Origin of the sequence: Xanthobacter sp. (assembly GCF_041911315.1) — a bacterium.
In the GTDB taxonomy this organism is placed as follows: domain Bacteria; phylum Pseudomonadota; class Alphaproteobacteria; order Rhizobiales; family Xanthobacteraceae; genus Xanthobacter; species Xanthobacter aminoxidans.
Genome location: NZ_JAYRPE010000071.1, coordinates 75,414 through 93,487, shown reverse-complemented (window position 1 = coordinate 93,487; position 18,074 = coordinate 75,414). Strand labels below are relative to the sequence as shown.

Genomic DNA, 18,074 nt, shown 5'->3' with positions numbered 1-18,074 from the left:
ATTTCCATCCATCATCTCACGCAAGGCGGATTTTCCATGGATCTCAATCTGAAGGGCAAGGTTGCGCTGGTCACCGGCGGCGCGCGCGATGTGGGGCGCGAGATCTCGCTCGCCCTCGCCGCGGAGGGGGCGACGGTCGCGCTCAACTATCGCAATTCGGCGGAGGAGGCGCAGGCGGTCGTGGATGAAATCCGCGCGCGCGGCGGCGAGGCGAAGGCCTACAAGGCGGACGTCGCTGACTTCGCCGCCGTCAAGGCGATGGTCGAGGCCATCGTCACCGATTTCGGCCGCCTGAACATCGTGGTCAACAATGCCGGCCTCGCCATCCGGCAGAAATTCACCGACTCCACCGAGAAAGAGTGGAAGGCGCAGATCGATACCTGCCTCTATGGCGCCATCCATCTCGCCCACGCGGCCGTCCCGCATCTGGAGAAGGCGGGCGACGGGCGTCTCATCGCCATCGTCGGCGACTCCTCGCGCGTCGGCGAATCCGGCCTCGCCATCGTTGCTGCGGCACGGGCGGGCACCATCGCCCTCATGAAGTCGCTGGCACGGGAGCTGGGCCGCAGCGGCGTGACGGCCAACACCGTGTCCCTCGGCCTCGTCGAGACCGCCCACGACCGCTCGTGGGTGGAAGCCAACCGCGACAAGCTCACCAAATTCTATCCGCTGCGCCGTCTCGGCCAGCCGGAGGATATCGCACCCACAGTTGCCCTGCTGGCCTCGCCGAAGGGCTCGTGGATCACCGGGCAGGTGATCTCCATCTCCGGCGGCTTCTGCATGGTGTGAGGACAGCCGCGCACAAGAACGCGGTGATCAATGGGGAGGAACAGATGCTCAAGGCCGATCTGATCGCTCCGGTACCGGAGCTGTTGCGGCGGCATGCGACGGAGCGCGGCGCGAAAGTCGCGTTCCGCGATGCGCGGCGCGCCGTCACCTATGCCGAGCTGGAGCTGCGCACGGCGAACCTCGCCGGGCATCTCGCCGGGCTCGGCGTCGGGGCCGGGGACCGGGTGGCGATCCTGCTGCCGAACTGCGTCGCCTGGGTTGAGGCCTGCCTTGCCATCGTCCGGGCCGGGGCCGTCGCGGTGCCCATCAGCGCGGATGCGGCGCCGGGCGAAGTCTCCTACCGCCTGTCCGATGCCGCCTGCCGGATCGTCATCACCACAGCCGCCCGCGCGGAGATGGTGGAGACATTGCGCGGCGAGGCGCCCAGCGTCGCCGGCCTGCTATTGGTGGACGCCCCCGCCGGCGACCTGCGCAGTTTCGAGGCGCTGGCGGAGCTGCCGCCCGCCACGCCCGCCCGCGATCCCGCTGATATCGATGCGGCGTCCTTCATCATCTACACGTCCGGGACGACGGGGCGCGCGAAGGGCGTGCTGCTCACGTGCCGCAGCATGCTGTGGGTGACGGCGGCGTGCTGGAGCCCCGTGGTCGGCCTCGGCAGCGAGGACAATGTGCTCTCGCCGCTGCCCCTGTTCCACTCCTACGCCCTCAACTTCTCGGTGCTGTCCATCCTCGCCACCGGTGCGAGCGAATACATTCTGGAGAAATATTCGACGCGCGAGGCCATGCGCCTGCTTGAGACCGGCGAATTCACCGTCTTCCCCGGCGTGCCCACCATGTTCCATTATTTGATGGAGGCGGCGCAGGCGGAGGGGCGCGACGCGCTGCCGGGCCTGCGCGTCTGCGTCTCTGCCGGGGCCATCATGCCGGCGACGCTTAACACCGCGTTCGAGGGGGCCTTCGGCGTGCCGCTGCTGGATGGCTACGGCATCACCGAGACCTCCACGATGGTCACGATGAACGCCGCCGCGTCCTCGCGCGTCATGGGGTCGTGCGGCTTGCCCCTGCCGGGCGTGGCGCTGCGCATCGTCGATCCGGCTAGCCTGCGCGATCTCGATGCGGGCCATGAAGGCGAGCTGATCGTGCGCGGGCCGAACGTGATGCTCGGTTATCACAACAAGCCGGAGGAGACGGCCAAGGCCCTGCGCAACGGCTGGTACCACACCGGCGACCTCGCCCGCGCCGACCGCAATGGCTTCGTCACCATCACCGGCCGGCTGAAGGAGCTGATCATCCGCGGCGGGCAGAACATCGCGCCAGCAGAGATCGAGGAGGTGGTGCTGCTGTTCTCCACCGTGCTTGATTGCGCGGTCGCGGGTGTGCCCCATCCCCAGCTCGGCGAGGTGCCGGCACTGTACGTGGTTCCGCGCGATGGCAGCTTCGACGCCGACCTGCTGCTCGACCACTGCCGCCATCACCTCTCATCCTACAAGGTGCCCCATGTGGTGCATCAGGTGGACGAAATCCCGCGCACCGGCTCCGGCAAGATCATCCGCTTCCGGTTGAAGGAGATGGTGCAGTCTTAGCCCTGACACGGCTGCATCGACCTTCCCGTGGAGCGACGGGCGCCGGATCCTCAGGGTTCGGCGCCCGATCCGCTTCCGCGGATCGCAGCCGGAGCATGGTTCAGGTGGACGTTGAGGCCCGTGCGGCCTGAACCATGCGGAACAGGCGATCCGGCGTCACAGGCAGGGTGTCCACCTCGATGCCGAGCGGCGCGAGGGCGTCCGACACCGCATTGGCGATGGCCGCCGGCGCGCCGATGGTGCCGCCCTCTCCCATGCCACGGAACCCGCCGATGTTGTTCGGCAGCTCCGCCTCCACATGGAGGATCTCGATCTCAGGCATGGTGCTGGCGATGGGCACGAGATAGTCGGCGAGGCTCGCGGTCAGCAATTGGCCTCCCTCATCGTGAACCACTTCCTCCAGCAGGGCGGCGCCGATGCCCTGGGCGACGGCGCCGTGCACCTGCCCGTCGACGATGAGCGGATTGATGATGCGCCCGCAATCCTCCGCCACGGCGAAGCGCGTCACCGTCACCGCAAAGGTCGCGGGATCGATCTCCACCATGGCGAGATGGGTGGAGGCGCAGGCCGTGCCGAGATAGGGGTCGTAGCTCTCGGAGCCGACGAGATCCTCCCGCTGCTCGTGGGGGATGCGCCCCATCTGCGCATAGACCGCGTGGGCGACCTCCCGGAAAGTCATCGTCGCATTGGAGGAGCGGGCACGGATGACGCCGCCTTCTGCCTCGAGGTCGTCCACCGGAACGTCCATGAGGAAGGCGGCGGCCTTCAGCACCTTCGCCTTCACCACGCGTGCGGTCTTGGTAGCGGCGCCGCCACCGAGCACGGCCGAACGGCTGGCATAGGTGCCCGTGCCCATGGGCACGAGGGCGCTGTCGCCGTGCTGGATCTCGATGTCCTCCATACGGCAGCCGAGCTCGTCGGCGACCACCTGGGCGAGCGTCGTCTCCAGCCCCTGGCCGTGGGAGGAGATGCCGAACGCGGCCGTCACGGCACCGGTGGCATCGATGCGGATGGAGGCGGTCTCGGTGCCGGTGTTGATGGGCATGCCCGGCGCGACGGCGATGCGCGAGCCGATGCCCGTCAGCTCCGCATAGCTTGCGAGCCCGATGCCGACCCATCGCCCCTCGGCCCGGGCCGCGTCGCGCTGGCGCAGGAGGGCAGGGTAGTCCACCAGCTCGCAAACGCCCTGAAGGCATTCCTGGAAGGCGGAGCGATCCCAGATGATGCCGGAGCCGGTACGGTAGGGAAATTCCTCGGCCGTGACGAGATTGCGCCGGCGGATCTCGGCCGGGTCCATGCCGAGCCGGCGCGCGGCCATGTCCATCAGCCGTTCCATGGCGAAGGTGGAGGAGGGACGGCCGACGCCGCGATAGGGACCGGTGGGCGGCTTGGGAGTGAGCACGCCGCGCACCCGTCCGCGATAATGCTCCATGCGGTAGGGGCCGGGCAGGAAACTCACCACCTGCACCGGCTCCAGCGCGCCGGTCCACGGGTAGATCGAATAGGCACCGATATCGCCGATCACGTCCGCCCGGAGGCCGAGCAGGCGCCCGTCCGCATCGACCGCCAGCTCCGCCTCGATGGTTTCGTCGAAGGCCTGGCTCATGGCGGTGAGGTCTTCCATGCGGTCGGCGACGAACTTCACCGGCCGCTCCAGCTTGCGCGCGAGCACGCAGACCAGCATCTCCTCGTGGTTCAGCGAGCCCTTGCCGCCGAAGCTGCCACCCACGTCGGGCGCCACCACCCGCACCCGATTGCCCGGAAGGTCGAGGCAGGCACCGAGCACGTCGCAGATGATGCCGGGGATGTTGGTGGAGGAATGCAGGGTGAGGGCCTGCCGCCGCCGGTCCCACTCGGCGAGGTAGGAGCGGGTTTCCATGGGCATAGGCGTCTTGCGCGTCATGCGAAAGCGCCCCTTCACCACCACTGCCGCCGCGGCGATGGCTGCATCCACATCGCCGCGGGCGAAGGTGCGGGAGATGATGACGTTGGTGCCGGCCTCGTCATGCAGGAGCGGGGCGTCGTCCGCGGACGCCTCTTCCTTCGCGACGGCGACGGGCAGCGGCTCGTAATCGATGGAGATCAGCTCCAGCGCGTCCTCGGCGGCGTAGCGGCTTTCGGCGACCACGGCGACCACGGGCTCGCCCACATAGCGCACCTTGCCCTCGGCGAGGGGGCGGAAGGGCGTCGCGTGGTAGCCTTTCATGCGGGAGGTGGGGATAGCCGGCTTGAAGTCTCCGACGATGTCACCGGCGTCGAAGATCGCGACCACGCCGGGCACCGCGAAGGCCTCCCCGACATCGATGGACCGGATGCGCGCATGGGGCTGGTCGCTGCGCAGCACCGCCACATGGAGGAGGCCCTGCGGGGCCATGTCGTCCACATAGCGGCCGGAACCGGTCAGCAGGCGCGGGTCCTCGGTGCGCTTGATGCGCTGGCCGACCAGCCTGGGGCGCATCTCCACGGAAGCGTCGAAGGCAGTCATGTCAGCGGCCCCCGTTCGCGCGCCAGCTCGCGCACCGCATCCACGATGTGCTGATAGCCCGTGCAGCGGCAGATGTTGCCGGAGAGCGCCTCGCGGATCGCGTCGTCGCTCTCCAGCGGGTGATGGCGCAGCATGTCGGTGATGGTCATCAGGAAGCCCGGCGTGCAGAAGCCGCACTGGAGGCCGTGGTGCTCGCGGAAGGCCTGCTGGACGCGGCCGAGATCGCTCATCCGGCCGAGCCCTTCCACCGTCTCGATGGTCGCGCCGTCTGCCTGAATGGCGAGGGTGAGGCAGGAGCGGGCGCTGCGCCCGTCCAGAAGGATGGTACAGGCGCCGCACACGCCGTGTTCGCAGCCCACGTGCGTGCCTGTCAGGCCGATCTCGTGGCGCAGGAAATCGCTCAGCAACAGCCGCGCGTCCACTGCGCGGGTATAGGTGAGCCCGTTGATGGTGAGCGTGATGGTGGCCGGGTCCTGCATCACGCCGCCCCGCCGGTGGTTTCGCCCGCCCGTTTCCAGGCGTCGGCGAGTGCGCGGCGTGCGAGGGCGCCTGCGAGGTGGCGGCGATAGTCGGCGGAGGCATTGAGATCGGAGTTCGGCTGGATGGCCGCCTGGAGCAGCGCTGCGGCCTCATCGAAGGCCGCAGGAGTGCCCTCGCGCCCCTCCAGAGCCGCTTCCACGTCTGCGAACCGCACGGCGGTGTCCGCGATGCCCATCATGGCGATGCGCACGTTCCGCATCCGTCCATCCGCCCGCGCCATAAGCACGGCGACGGCTGCCAGCGCATAGTCGCCGTGGCGGCGCGAAAACTCCTCGAATGCCCAGCCTGTGCCGTCCTCGGGGATGGCCAGATCGACGGCGACGACCATCTCGTCCGGCTCCAATGCGGTGGAGAGGGAGCCGACCAGAAAGTCCCGTGCGGCCATGGTCCGGTCGCCGCGCGGGGAAGCGATATGGACCGTGCCGTCGAGCAGTAGCGTCATCATGGGCATCTCGGCGGCGGGGTCCGCGTGGCACACGCTGCCGCAGAAGGTGCCGCGGTTGCGCACCGTGAGATGCGCCACGTGCTTCATGGCGGCGTGGAGCACCGGGATGTGCCGCGCCACCAGCCCGTCCTCCGCCGTCATGCGGTGGCGCACCAGCGCGCCGAGGCGCAACACGCCGGCCTCATGCGTGATGCGGTCCAGGCCGGGGATGCGGTTGATGTCCACGAGGACCGATGGCTTCACGAGGCGAAAATTCATCATGGGCATGAGGCTCTGCCCGCCCGCGAGCACCTTCCCGTCGCCGCCCGCGCCCGCAAGCGCCTCCACCGCGTGGGCGATGCTCTCGGCGCGCACATAGTCGAACCGGGCGGGCTTCATCGGCGCATTTCCGGCATGTCTGGTTCCGTTCCCTAGTGACTTGCATTATTAGACTATGATAGATCGTGTCAAGCTGCCCGGAGTTGGCGGCAGGCGCGTTCGACGACCGTCAGGGAGCCTCAAAGCCATGAAGATCAAAGCCGCCGTCCTGCGCAGCATGGGCGCGCCGATGCCCTACGCGCAGAGCCAGCCGCTCCACATCGAGGAGGTGGAGCTGGACCGGCCCGGCCGCGACGAGGTGCTGGTGAAGATCGCGGCGGCGGGCCTGTGCCACTCGGACCTCTCCGTCATCAACGGCAGTCGCCCCCGGCCAATGCCCATGGCCATCGGCCACGAGGCGGCGGGTATCGTGGTCGAGGCCGGCGACGGGGTGGACGACCTGAAGCCCGGCGACCACGTGGTCATGGTGTTCATGCCCAGTTGCGGCCATTGCCAGCCCTGCTCGCAGGGCCGCCCCGCCCTGTGCGAGCCCGGCGCGGTGGCCAACGGCAAGGGTGAACTGCTGACCGGCGCGATCCGCTTGCACGAGGGCGAGGAGACCATCCATCATCACCTGGGATGCTCGGCCTTCGCCGACCACGCGGTGGTTTCACGTCGCTCATTGGTCCGGATAGACAAGGATATCCCCCTCGATGTCGCTGCGTTGTTCGGCTGCGCGGTGCTGACGGGGGTCGGTGCGGTGGTGAACACGGCCCGTGTGCAGGCGGGGGAGACGGTGGCTGTGGTCGGTCTTGGGGGCGTCGGTCTCGCCGCCGTCCTCGGGGCTCTGGCGGCGGGCGCCGCGCGGGTGGTTGCGGTGGACCTGTCGCCGGAAAAGCTGCAACTGGCCAAGGACCTCGGCGCCACCGGCGTCGTGGATGCCCGCGCCCCTGATGCCATCGAGCAGGTGCGGGCGCTCACCGGCGGTGGGGCCGACTTCGTGTTCGAGTTCGCCGGCTCCGCCCGGGCGCTGGAGAATGCCTACAAGATGACAAAGCGCGGCGGCACCACCGTCACCGCCGGCCTGCCGCCGCCGGATGCAGTGCTGCCGGTGAACATCGTGAGCCTCGTCGCGGAAGAGCGCACGGTGAAGGGCAGCTATATCGGCACCTGTGTGCCGGTGCGCGACGTGCCGCGCTACATCGAGCTTTACAAGGCGGGTCGTCTTCCCGTGGACCGCCTCATGAGCGGGCGCATCCCGCTTGAGGACATCAACGAAGGCTTCGACCGGCTGCACGACGGCTCCGTCGTGCGGCTGGTGGTGGACTTCCAGGGCTGAGAGGACGCGATATGACCGACAAGCATTCCGCCACCCTGCTCGGTCTCGCGGGCTGCCTCGGCGGCATTGACGCCCCGGCCTGAAGGGGAAGGGAGACACGCACATGGACATGAGCGGCGAACAGTTGATCCCGGCCCCGCGCGAGGTGGTCTGGCAGGCGCTCAACGATCCGGAGATCCTCAAGCTCTGCATTCCGGGCTGCCAGGAGCTGGTGAAAAGCTCCGACACGCAGATGAGCGCCAAGGTGGTGCTCAAGGTGGGACCGGTCAGCGCCCGTTTCGAGGGGGCCGTGACCCTCTCCGACCTCGATCCGCCCAACGGCTATCGCATCAGCGGCGAAGGGCAGGGCGGCATGGCCGGCTTCGCCAAGGGCGAGGCGAGGGTCACGCTCGAGGCGGCCGGGGCGGACACCATCCTGCGATACGAGGTCAATGCGCAGGTGGGCGGAAAGCTGGCTCAGCTCGGCGCCCGCCTCATCGATGCGACCGCAAAGCAGATGTCGGGCGCCTTCTTCAAGCGCTTCGCGCAGGAGATCATCGCGCGCCGGACCCTCGGGCAAGGGGATGCGCCGGCATCGGCTGCCATGCCTCCGCCGCCCCCCAACCCTGCCGCTCCTGTCGGGCATTCGCCCGGCGCTCCTTCTGCCGCGGCACCTCCGCCCCACGCCGTGTCCGCCGGAATGCGCCTGGCCGGGCTCTGTATCTTCGCGACCTCGCTCGTCGCTTCCGCCTATTTCCTTTCAGGGGCTGGGGCAGGGGAGCATGGCGGTCGAACGGGAGTCTCTCCCGACTTTTCGGCGGCGGTGATCCTCCTCCTGACGGCAGGTTTGGGATACCTTCTTGGTCGCCTGCAAGGCGTTGTGACGACAGTGGTCACGATCAGGAATGAGGCAAGTTAGACCAGGGCCGGCGCGGGAGCCGAATGCGGCGCTGGGCCGGGCGAGGCGGGGCCGGGGATGAATATGCTGAGGGAATCGGCACCGCTCAGCGTCCGCACCCGCAGCCGGGAAAGTGCAGTTTCGCCCGCTCCCGCGTCAGGGTGCGCCGACCGCCCTTGAAGGTCGCGAGAACAGGCGACAACTCGGCCACCGCATCGCGCGGGGAGGGGCTGTCGATGATGACGAAATCCGCCGCCTTGCCGACCTCCAGCCCGTAGTCGGGAAGGTTCATGAGGCGGGCGGGGCGGCTCGTCACCATGTGGAAGCACTCGGTCATGTCGTGGGCCGAGCCCGCATGGCAGATGTTGGCGTTGAGGTTCGCCATCCGCAATTGCGAGCAGTCGCCGAACGGGGTGAAGGGGTTCAGCACATTGTTGGTGGAGAGTGAGCAGTTCACCCCCTGCTGCAGCAGCAGGTGCGCCGGGGTGACGCCGCGCGTCTTGGCGAAGGTGCGATCCCGGCCCATCAGGAACAGGTCGGTGGAGGGCAGCACGGTGAGCGCGACGCCGGCATCGCGCATGCGCGTGGCGATCTCCGCCAGCCGCTCCGGTTCCACGTAGGCGAGCTTGGTGACATGGCCGATGGCCACACGCCCGCCCCAGCCGAAGCGTTCGGTGAGCGTGCAGACATATTCGAGATCGAGCGCCGTGGGATCGGCGCCGAAATCCAGATGCATGTCGATGTCCACGTCGAAGTCGCGGGCCATCTGGAACACCCGGTCGATCTGTCCCCGCGGGTCGCTGTCCGTATAGGGCGCCGCGCCCACCGCCTTCGCCCCGCGTTGCAGCGCCTCCACCATCAGCTCTGCGGTGCCCGGATTGTTGGTGAGGCCCTCCTGCGGGAACACGCAGACCTCGATGTCGATGGCCCAGCGATAATCCGCCACCAGCTGCATCACCCCCTCGAAGCCGCGCAGGCCGATGCCGGGGTCCACCTCCAGGTGGGTGCGCATGTGGGTGGTGCCCTGGGAGATGGCTTTCTCGATGGTGCGCCGGCCCCGGGCGTACACGTCCTCCGGAGTGAAGTCCTTCTTGGCGCGGGCCACCTCGGCGATGGCCTCCTCCAGATCGCCCCGCCGGGAAGAGCAACGATCGAGGATGCAGGACTTGTCGAGGTGGATGTGGGTTTCCACGAAACCGGGGGCGACGAGGCATCCCCCGGCATCCACCACCTCGGCGTCAGCCGTGATCTCGGGCGCGATGGCTTCGATGCGGCCGGCGGTGATGGCGATATCGACGATAGGGTCCGGCGCGTCCGGCAGGCGGGCGTTCTTGACGATCAGGTCCATGGGGGGCCTCGACGGCTGGCAGGGGTTGATTTCCGCGATTTCACTTCACGCTGGCGCGGGCCTTCTCGCCCTTGAGCTTGGCGCGCCAGGTTCCGGCTTCGACCATCTCGGCGATGACATTGGCCATCACCTTGGCCACCGCCTCGGAGCCGCGCGGGTTCATGCTGCGCTGGGAGACGACGACGGACAGCCGCCAGGACGGCGTCGGATCGAGGATGGGGACGGCGACCATCTCGCCGCGCGCCATCTCGTCCATGAAAGCGAAATGCGGCATCACCCCCAGCGCCCGGCCGGAGCGCACCAGACGGGCGATGGTGGGCAGGCTGTCGCAGGCCGTGGCGATGGGCTCCACGTCGTTCCGGGCAGCGAACTGCTCGATCACCGTGCGCATCACGTTGGGCGCGCCGGGCAACACGATGGGCCACGCGAACATGTCGCGGAACGCGATGGCGCCCTTGGCTGCCAGAGGGTGGTCGGGCGCTGTGAACAGCATGAGGTCCTCGACCATCATCTCGGTCCAGGCCACATGCTCGAACGCCTTGTGGTCGTACAGCAGGGCCACGTCCAGCCGGCCGGCCTGGAGGAGATCGTCGAGATAGCCGGTCATGGCCTCCACCACGTGGAGGGCGATCTTGGGCTGCTGTTCGGCCATCGCCGAGATCAGCGGCAGTCCGAGGCCCCGGCAGGCGGAGGTGGGCAGCCCCACCGACACCCGTCCCGATGGATTGAGCGACGTGGAGCGAACCTGGTCCTTCACCCGGTCCACCTCCTCAAGGATGCGGCGGGCATGGTCGTAGAATTGCTGTCCCAGCTCGGAGGGCGTGACGCCGCGGGCGTGGCGCATGAGCAGTTCGACCCCCAGCTCTTCCTCCAGATTCTTCATCTGCTGGCTCAGCGAGGGCTGAGCAATGCGCAAAACCTCTGCCGCACGCGAGAAGTTCCCGCTCTCTGCAATCTGGACGAAGTATTTGAGCTGACGAAGGTCCATGGCTCACCTTTGCATTATCTGAAATGGCATTGCCTAAAGGCGATTGTCAAATTGCATGATATATAGCCATATGCACAAACTATGGGCTATAAAGTGGCATAATCCGATAATAATCAATGGTTTGCTATGGTCGATTTGGGTTCGTTACAGCCTATTAAAGTACCCTATAGGCTGTTCCTATATATGTGATCGGAAAATAATCTTTGTCCTGAGGCAGCGCCTATATCAGCCTCATCTCGCAGATGATTTTCGGGCGGTCATGCCCGGCGCGTCCTGTACACGGCAGGAGAAACAGACATGCCTCCACAGAGCATTTTGCGCGGCCAGCTCCTGGCTGCGACGGTGGCGCTCGGCCTTTGCACCGGCCTCTCGGCCACGGCGCTGGCCGATCAGGAACCCTGTATCGGCAATTCCGCCGCCGTCACCGGCCCGGCTGCCTTTTCGGGCCTCGCCATCAAGATGGGCGCCGAGATCGCCATCGACGAGATCAACGCGGCCGGCGGCGTGCTCGGCAAGAAGCTGCGGCTGGTGCAGTATGACGATGCCGGCGCCCCGCCGCGCGGCGTCGACAACACCCGCCGCATCGCGCTGGCGGACAAGTGCATCGCCGTGCTCGGCGGCTTCCATTCCACCGTCGCTCTGGCGCAGGTGGACCCGATCCACGAGATCGGCATTCCCTACATGGGCGTGTGGGCGGCCAACACCAAGGCCATCGAGAACGGGCGCGATCCCAACTTCATGTTCCGCGTCTCCGCCAAGGACAAGTGGGTCGCCCGCTTCCTGGTGGACGAGGCGCTGAAGGCATCGAAGACCGGCAAGGTGGCGTTCTTCTACGAGAACACCGGCTGGGGCAACGGCGCCCTGCCGGACGTGAAGGCCGCGCTTGCCGCCAAGGGCAAGGAGCTGGTCGCCGCCGAGACCTTCAACTGGAACGACCAGGACATGTCGCCCCAGGTGATCCGCGCCCGCGACGTCGGGGCGGACGTGGTCATCGTGTGGTCCCTCGACCGCGAGGCCAACCAGATCCTGCGGTCCATGGACAAGGCGAGCTGGAAGCCGGCCATCATCGGCGCCTGGGGCATCTCCGGCAATCTCGGCGAGCTGGCCGGGCCTCTCGCCAACGGCGTACGGGTGATGCAGACCTACTCCTTCCTTACCCCGCAGAGCGAGGCCGGCAAGAAGCTGCTTGCCGCCGTCGAGGCCAAGACCGGCATCAAGGACCCCAAGGACATCAAGGCGCCGTCCGGCATCGCGAATTCCTATGACGCGGTCTACGTGCTGGCCGACGCCATCAAGATCGCCGGCTCCTTCGACTGGAAGAAGGTGCAGCAGGCCCTCTACCAGGTGAGCCGCGACGGCATCGTCGCCCCCTACAAGCCCGCCTTCGACAAGGCCGATCCTGAGCGCCAGGACGCCATCCTGCCGCAATACTACCTGCTGACCGTCTGGCACGACGGCAAGCTGATCCCCCTCAAGGGCTCGCCCTACGACAAGTGAGCCCGCGCGGGAGGCGGTTTCCCTCGCCGCCTCCCGCTTCTGCCTCTCCCGCGCAGCCGTCCCGCGCCTCGACCGGCCACGGCCGGGCCCCTCCATCTGACAGGTCGCCCGCAATGACCACAGTGGTGCAATACATCCTGTCCGGCCTTGCCATCGGCGGCATCTACGCCCTGGTGGCCCTCGGCTTCCACATCATGTGGTCGTCCGCCAAGGCCGTGAACTTCGCCCATGGCGACACGCTGATGATCGGTGGCCTGCTGGCCGTCTATCTGCTCGCTGCCGGCCTGCCGCTGGGCCTCGCCTGTCTCGTGGCGGTGCTGGCTGGCGGCCTGTTCGGGCTGGTGCTGGAGCGCATCGCGGTGCGCCCCTTCCTGTCCCAGCAGGGCTCGGTGGGCTGGATGCTCACCACCATCGCCGTGGGCATCATGGTGGAGAGCTTCGCCACCATCCAGACCCAGGGCTACGCCCGGCCGCTGCCCTCGCCGGGCGTGGCCTCCTCGGTGCATATCCTCGGCGCCGGCATCTATCCGCAGGAACTGGTGATCCCGCTGGTGGCGGTGGTGGCCATGCTTGGCCTGCGGGCCCTCCAGCGCCACACCCTGGTGGGCCGTGCCATGCGGGCGGTGGCCCATAACAAGAATGCCGCGGCCCTCATGGGCATCAACGTGAATGCGGTGGTCGCCTTCTCCTTCGCCCTTGCCGGGCTTCTGGGCGCGGCGGCCGGTGTGCTGGTCGCTCCGGTTGTGCAGGCCTCCGCCGCCATGGGCGTGCTGCCGGGACTGAAGGGTTTCGCCGTGGCCATCATTGGCGGCATCACCTCGGCGCCGGGGGTGGTCATCACCGGCCTCGTCTACGGGGTGATGGAGAAATTCGTCGAGGGCTACATCTCCACCGCCGCGCGCGAGATCATCGGCTTCTCCCTCATGATCCTCACTTTGCTGGTGTTCCCCCAGGGCCTGTTCGGCAAGCGGGAGGTGATGAAGGTATGAGACACCTCACCCGCCATCTCACCCTGCTGGGTTTCGCGGCCCTCGCCGCCATCCTGGTGATCGTGCCGCTCACCTCCGGCAACGAGTATGAGCTGCGCCTGTTCATGCTGTTCCTGATCTACGGCATCATCGCCGTGGGCCTGAACGTGCTGGTGGGGCTGACCGGCCTCGTCTCCCTCGGACAGGCGGGCCTGTTCGCGCTCGGCTCCTACACCGGCGCCATCGTGGCGACGCGGCTGGGCTTCGACATGATCTCGTCGAGCCTCATCGCCGCGATCGTGGCGGCCGGGTTCGGCGTGCTCCTCGCCTATCCCACGGTGCGGGTGCGCGGGGTCTATCTCGCCGTCGTCACCATCGCCTTCGGCCTCATCGTGGAGAATGTCGCCATCGAATGGCAGTCGCTCACGGGCGGCACCACCGGCATCACCTCCATTCCCTCGGCCAATGCGTTCGGGGTGCGGCTGTCCGGCTATGCCTTCTACGGCGTGCTGGCCGTGGTGCTGTTCCTCGCCACCGCCGCCGCGCACAATCTCAAGGTTTCGCGCTACGGCCGCGCCATGCTGGCGGTGTCCCAGAGCGAAATCGCGGCGCGGGCGCTGGGCGTGGATGCCACCGCCATGCGCACGCTGGCCTTCGTGGCGGCGGCCGTGACGGCGGGCCTCGCCGGCACCTTCTACGCCTTCCTCAATTCCTACATCTCGCCCGACATCTTCACCTTCTCGGACAGCGTGCGCTTCCTGCTCATGGTGATCCTGGGCGGCGCCGCCTCCACCTTCGGGCCGGTGCTCGGCGCCTATATCCTCACCTATCTGCCGGAATATCTGCAGGAGTTCGCGGTGTGGCAGAAGTTCGCCTATGGCGCGCTGCTGCTCATCGTGATGTTCGTGATGCCGCGCGGCATCATGGGCTCGCTCGCCGCCGGCCTGAAGCGTCTCGTGCCGGTTCCCCGTGCGGTCGCCGCGTCCGAAGGCCTGCCCGCCGAGGACACGCTGCGGCTCGATCCCCGCGCGCAGAAATCCGAGCTGGTGGCGCGCGACCTTACCGTGCGGTTCGGCGGGCTCACGGCGCTGGCCAAGGCCTCGCTGCGGGTGAAGCCGGGCGAGGTGCATGCCCTCATCGGGCCGAACGGCGCCGGCAAGTCCACCTTCGTCAACACCATCTCCGGCTTCTACCAGCCGAGCGAGGGCGCCTTCGAGCTGGACGGCATCCAGCTCGCCGGCAAGCCTTCCCACGAGATCGCCCGCGCCGGCCTCTCCCGCACCTTCCAGAACACCGAACTGTTCGGCGAGATGACCGTGCTGGAAAACGTGATGGTGGGCTACCAGCAGCGCCTCGGCTACGGGCTCCTCGCCGCGGTGCTCCGCACCGGGGCCATGCGGCGGCAGGACGAGGAATGCCGGCGCGCCGCCATCGGCCTGCTCGTGTTCGTGGGGCTTGAGGACTATGCCAACGAGGAGGCGCGCTTCCTGCCCTTCGGCCTCCAGCGCCGCCTTGAGATCGCCCGAGCCCTCGCCCCCCGGCCGCGCCTGCTGCTGCTGGACGAGCCCGCCGCCGGGCTCACCACCCAGGAAATCGACGAGCTGGAAGCCATGATCCGGCGCATCGCGGCGCTGGGGGTCTCGGTGCTGCTCATCGAGCACCATGTGGAGCTCATCATGGCGGTGGCGGACACGGTGACTGTGCTGGACTACGGCCAGGTGATCGCCAGCGACACGCCCGCCGTGGTGCAGGAGAACCCGCGTGTCATCGAGGCCTATTTCGGCACCTCCCTCGATCACGCGAACCCGGCCGAGGTGACGGCATGACCCCTCCCGATACCCACACGGCGGACGTGCTGCTCGACATCCAGTCCATGGAATTGCGCTACGGCGCGGCGGTGGCGGTACGCGACATATCCCTTCAGGTGAAGCGCGGCCAGCTGGTGGCGGTCATCGGCAACAATGGTGCCGGAAAGTCGTCCATGGTGAAGGGCGCGACCGGCCTCGTCGCCCCCTCCGGCGGCAAGGTGCTGTTCCGCGGCGCCGACACCACCCGCATGAGTGCCAACGCCAAGGTGGGCCAAGGCCTCGTCATGGTGCCGGAAGGCCGGCTGATCTTCCCCGACCAGAGCGTGGAGGACAATCTCATCCTCGGCGCCTACGTCCATGGCGGGCTGAAGGGCGCGCGGGCGAAACAGACCCGCGACAAGGTGCTGGAGCTGTTCCCGCGCCTCAAGGAGCGCCTTACCCAGCAGGCCGGCTCCATGTCCGGCGGCGAGCAGCAGATGCTGGCCATCGCCCGCGGGCTGATGGCCGAGCCGGAGCTGCTCATCATCGACGAGCTGTCGCTCGGCCTCGCGCCCAAGATCGTCGACCAGCTCATGGGCGTGCTCTCTACCCTCAACAAGGCCGGCCTCACCATCCTTCTGGTGGAACAGCTCGCCTCCTATGCGCTGGCCATCGCCGACCATGCCTATGTCATCGCCAACGGCCGCGTCGCGCGGGAGGGGCCGAGCCAGGTGCTCGCCCGCGATCCCGAGGTGATGGAAGCCTTCCTCGGCCGCAAGAAACCGGCGGCCTGAGCCTCATCATTTTGCAAGTCCGTCCAGTCCAAGGAGCCCCCATGTCCAGAATCGTCGACCTCAGCCTGCTCATCGAAGACAACATGCCGGCCCACAAGCTATTTCAGCGGCCGGTCATCACCACCCACATGAGCCACGAAAGCTCGAAGGCGCTGGGCCTCGGCGTGCCCGGCGACGCCATGACCTTCCAGACGAACTTCATCGCCATGCTGGACCATGTGGGCACCCATGTGGACGCCTTCCGCCATGTGAAGCCGGACGGCGCGCCCATCGACGAGATGCCGCTGGAGATGTTCATGGGCAAGGCGGTGTGCTTCGACCTGCGCCACATCCCGGACCTCGGCGAGATCACCGTCGAGGATATGGAGAAGGCCGAGGCGGCCGCCGGCGTGAAGGTGGACGGGCACATCGTGCTGCTGTGCACGGGCTTCCACAACCGCAACTATCCGAGCCTGGATTCCGTGTGGAAGAATCCGCTGCTCACGGCGGAAGCCACCAAGTGGCTGTATGACCGCGGCTCGAAGATGCAGGGCGTGGAAGGCCCCTCCACCGACAAGCCCTCCGACAACATCTTCGCCCAGCACCGCCTGTGCCGCGACCTCGGCATGAGCCACTGGGAATGGCTGGTGAATCTGGAGGAACTGGTGGGCAAGGGCGAATTCCAGTTCTTCGGCGTGCCGCTGAAGTTCAAGGGCGGCTCCGGATCGCCGGTGCGCGCCTTCGCTATCCTCAACTGATCATTGTGAATACGTCTCTTCTGCCCTGACTAGACGTATGGGTCTGCTGGATGGTCACTGCCGACCATCCAGCAGCGCTCATCTTGCGGTCTTCACCCAAGATCAATCCCGCGCCGGAGCAGCCCCATGTCCGCCGAGTTCGACACCCTGAGCGCGACGGCCCTGCGCACGCTGGTGGCCCGGCGCGACGTCTCGCCGGTGGAGCTGACGCGCCGCGCCCTCGATCGCGCCATCGCCACCCAGCCGACCCTCAACGCCTTCTTCGTCATCCTGGAGGAGGAGGCCATGGCCGCCGCCCGCGTCGCCGAGGATGCGGTGATGAAGGGCGCGCCGCTCGGCCTCATCCACGGACTGCCGTTTTCCGCCAAGGACCTGATGGCGGTGAAGGGGGTGCGCTATGCCTCCGGCTCCCGCGCCATGGCCGACAACATCGCCGAGGTGGACGCCCCCGCCGTGGAGCGGGCGAAGGCGCAGGGCGGCATCCTCATCGGCAAGACCACCACCAGCGAATTCGGCTGCAAGCCCATCGGCGACAGCCCGCTCACCGGCATCACCCGCAATCCGTGGAACCTCGCCATGACGCCAGGCGGGTCGAGCGCGGGGGCGGCGGCCTCGGTGGCGGCGGGCATCACCCCGTTCGCGCTGGGCACCGATGGCGGCGGCTCCATCCGCATTCCCTGCGCCTTCAGCGGGCTTTCGGGCCTGAAGGGCCAGTTCGGCCGGGTGCCGGTATGGCCCACCTCGGCGACGCCGACGCTGGCCCATGTGGGTCCCATCGCCCGCTCCATGAGCGATGCGGCGCTGCTGTTTTCCGCCGTGGCCGGGCACGACCGGCGTGATCCCTTCGCCGTCGCCGGCCCGGTGCCGGACGTGATGGGCGCGGCGCAGGCTTCCGTGGCCGGCATGCGCGTCGCCTACAGCCCCACCTTCGGCTACGCCCGCCCCGCGCCCGAGGTGATTGCCGCGACCGACCGTGCTGCCCAGACATTCGAGGCGCTGGGCTGCCATGTGGAGCAGGTGGACGCGGTGTTCGACACCGACCCCGCCGATTTGTGGACCGCGGAATTCTATGCCGGCGTCGGCACCCGCCTGCGCGATGTGCTGGAAAACCGCCGCGCGCTTCTGGACCCGGCGGTGGCGGACATCCTGATGCCGGCCCTCGGCCAGGAGATGAAGAGCTACTATGCCAGCGTCTTTGCCCGCTACGCCTTGCGCGAGAAGATGCGCCTGTTCTTCGAGCGCTACGACCTGCTGATCTCCCCGGTGCTCCCGGTGAGCGCGCTTGAGGCCGGGCGCAACCTGCCGGAGGGGCTGGAGGACCGCAATCTCGTGTCCTGGGTGTTCTACACCTACCCCTTCAACCTCACCGGCCAGCCCGCCGGGGCGGTGTGCGCCGGCCTCTCGCCGCAGGGCATGCCCATCGGCCTTCAGATCGTCGGCCGTTCCTATTGCGAGGACGATGTGGTGCGCGCGGCGGCGGCGTTCGAGCGCGCCCAGCCGCCCGGCTACAACCGTCCGCCAGCAGGGGCCTGAGGCGTCCCGGTCCCGAAACCGCCCGGTATCCAAGGCCGATTTGCGGCGGCAGCTTCCGGTGCGCCTG

At 67.8% G+C, this 18,074-nt stretch carries 15 protein-coding genes; 10 read left to right on the top strand and 5 right to left on the bottom strand.

From position 1 onward, the window contains the following. The first annotated feature begins 36 nt into the window (after nt 1-36). A complete protein-coding gene (locus tag ACE3QW_RS20650) occupies nt 37-789 on the top strand; it encodes an SDR family NAD(P)-dependent oxidoreductase (RefSeq protein ID WP_374253685.1) in 753 nt (250 codons plus the stop codon). 44 nt (nt 790-833) lie between these two features. After that, a complete protein-coding gene (locus tag ACE3QW_RS20645) occupies nt 834-2,372 on the top strand; it encodes a class I adenylate-forming enzyme family protein (protein WP_374253684.1) in 1,539 nt (512 codons plus the stop codon). 100 nt (nt 2,373-2,472) lie between these two features. Here the strand turns inward: ACE3QW_RS20645 and ACE3QW_RS20640 are convergent, their stop codons facing one another. From ACE3QW_RS20640 to ACE3QW_RS20630, 3 genes are read right to left on the bottom strand one after another with little or no spacing between them, the layout of a single operon-like run. After that, on the bottom strand, nt 2,473-4,857 hold the full coding sequence (locus tag ACE3QW_RS20640) for a xanthine dehydrogenase family protein molybdopterin-binding subunit (protein WP_374253682.1): 2,385 nt from the start codon (nt 4,855-4,857) through the stop codon (nt 2,473-2,475). Then, nucleotides 4,854-5,336 carry a (2Fe-2S)-binding protein gene (locus ACE3QW_RS20635; protein ID WP_374253765.1) on the bottom strand — a complete coding sequence of 161 codons (483 nt, stop codon included), beginning with the start codon at nt 5,334-5,336 and terminating at the stop codon, nt 4,854-4,856. Before ACE3QW_RS20635 ends, ACE3QW_RS20640 begins: the two co-directional genes overlap by 4 nt. After that, nucleotides 5,336-6,220, bottom strand: a complete 885-nt coding sequence (locus ACE3QW_RS20630; RefSeq protein WP_374253680.1) for a xanthine dehydrogenase family protein subunit M — start codon at nt 6,218-6,220, stop codon at nt 5,336-5,338. Before ACE3QW_RS20630 ends, ACE3QW_RS20635 begins: the two co-directional genes overlap by 1 nt. 127 nt (nt 6,221-6,347) lie before the next feature. On the opposite strand from ACE3QW_RS20630, the gene ACE3QW_RS20625 reads away from it, so the two are divergent. Together ACE3QW_RS20625 and ACE3QW_RS20620 are read left to right on the top strand one after the other, a co-directional pair. Continuing rightward, nucleotides 6,348-7,478, top strand: coding sequence for a zinc-dependent alcohol dehydrogenase family protein (locus tag ACE3QW_RS20625; RefSeq protein ID WP_374253678.1), 1,131 nt, complete (start codon nt 6,348-6,350; stop codon nt 7,476-7,478). 103 nt (nt 7,479-7,581) lie between these two features. Further along, the gene (locus tag ACE3QW_RS20620; protein ID WP_374253676.1) at nt 7,582-8,376 is read left to right on the top strand and encodes a carbon monoxide dehydrogenase subunit G; all 795 of its coding nucleotides are present in this window, start codon (nt 7,582-7,584) and stop codon (nt 8,374-8,376) included. 85 nt (nt 8,377-8,461) lie between these two features. Here ACE3QW_RS20620 and ACE3QW_RS20615 read toward each other — a convergent pair whose 3' ends face one another. Continuing rightward, nucleotides 8,462-9,703 (bottom strand): amidohydrolase family protein, encoded by a 1,242-nt coding sequence (locus ACE3QW_RS20615; protein WP_374253674.1) that lies wholly within the window; start codon nt 9,701-9,703, stop codon nt 8,462-8,464. A 40-nt stretch (nt 9,704-9,743) separates the two neighbouring features. Further along, a complete protein-coding gene (locus ACE3QW_RS20610; protein WP_168459086.1) occupies nt 9,744-10,691 on the bottom strand; it encodes a LysR family transcriptional regulator in 948 nt (315 codons plus the stop codon). A 297-nt stretch (nt 10,692-10,988) separates the two neighbouring features. Between ACE3QW_RS20610 and ACE3QW_RS20605 the strand changes: the two genes are divergently transcribed. The 6 genes from ACE3QW_RS20605 to ACE3QW_RS20580 all read left to right on the top strand — a co-directional run bounded on the left by ACE3QW_RS20605 (nt 10,989) and on the right by ACE3QW_RS20580 (nt 18,007). Next, the gene (locus ACE3QW_RS20605) at nt 10,989-12,188 is read left to right on the top strand and encodes an ABC transporter substrate-binding protein (protein ID WP_374253672.1); all 1,200 of its coding nucleotides are present in this window, start codon (nt 10,989-10,991) and stop codon (nt 12,186-12,188) included. Nucleotides 12,189-12,301: 113 nt separating this feature from the next. Further along, nucleotides 12,302-13,177, top strand: coding sequence for a branched-chain amino acid ABC transporter permease (locus ACE3QW_RS20600; RefSeq protein WP_024278090.1), 876 nt, complete (start codon nt 12,302-12,304; stop codon nt 13,175-13,177). After that, the gene (locus tag ACE3QW_RS20595; protein WP_374253670.1) at nt 13,174-14,982 is read left to right on the top strand and encodes an ATP-binding cassette domain-containing protein; all 1,809 of its coding nucleotides are present in this window, start codon (nt 13,174-13,176) and stop codon (nt 14,980-14,982) included. Before ACE3QW_RS20600 ends, ACE3QW_RS20595 begins: the two co-directional genes overlap by 4 nt. After that, complete coding sequence (locus ACE3QW_RS20590; protein WP_374253668.1) at nt 14,979-15,737, top strand: ABC transporter ATP-binding protein; 759 nt, start codon at nt 14,979-14,981, stop codon at nt 15,735-15,737. The genes ACE3QW_RS20595 and ACE3QW_RS20590 overlap by 4 nt, the downstream gene beginning before the upstream one ends. A 41-nt stretch (nt 15,738-15,778) precedes the next feature. After that, nucleotides 15,779-16,474, top strand: coding sequence for a cyclase family protein (locus ACE3QW_RS20585; protein ID WP_029554981.1), 696 nt, complete (start codon nt 15,779-15,781; stop codon nt 16,472-16,474). A gap of 126 nt (nt 16,475-16,600) precedes the next feature. Continuing rightward, the gene (locus ACE3QW_RS20580) at nt 16,601-18,007 is read left to right on the top strand and encodes an amidase family protein (protein WP_374253666.1); all 1,407 of its coding nucleotides are present in this window, start codon (nt 16,601-16,603) and stop codon (nt 18,005-18,007) included. Nucleotides 18,008-18,074: the final 67 nt, after the last annotated feature.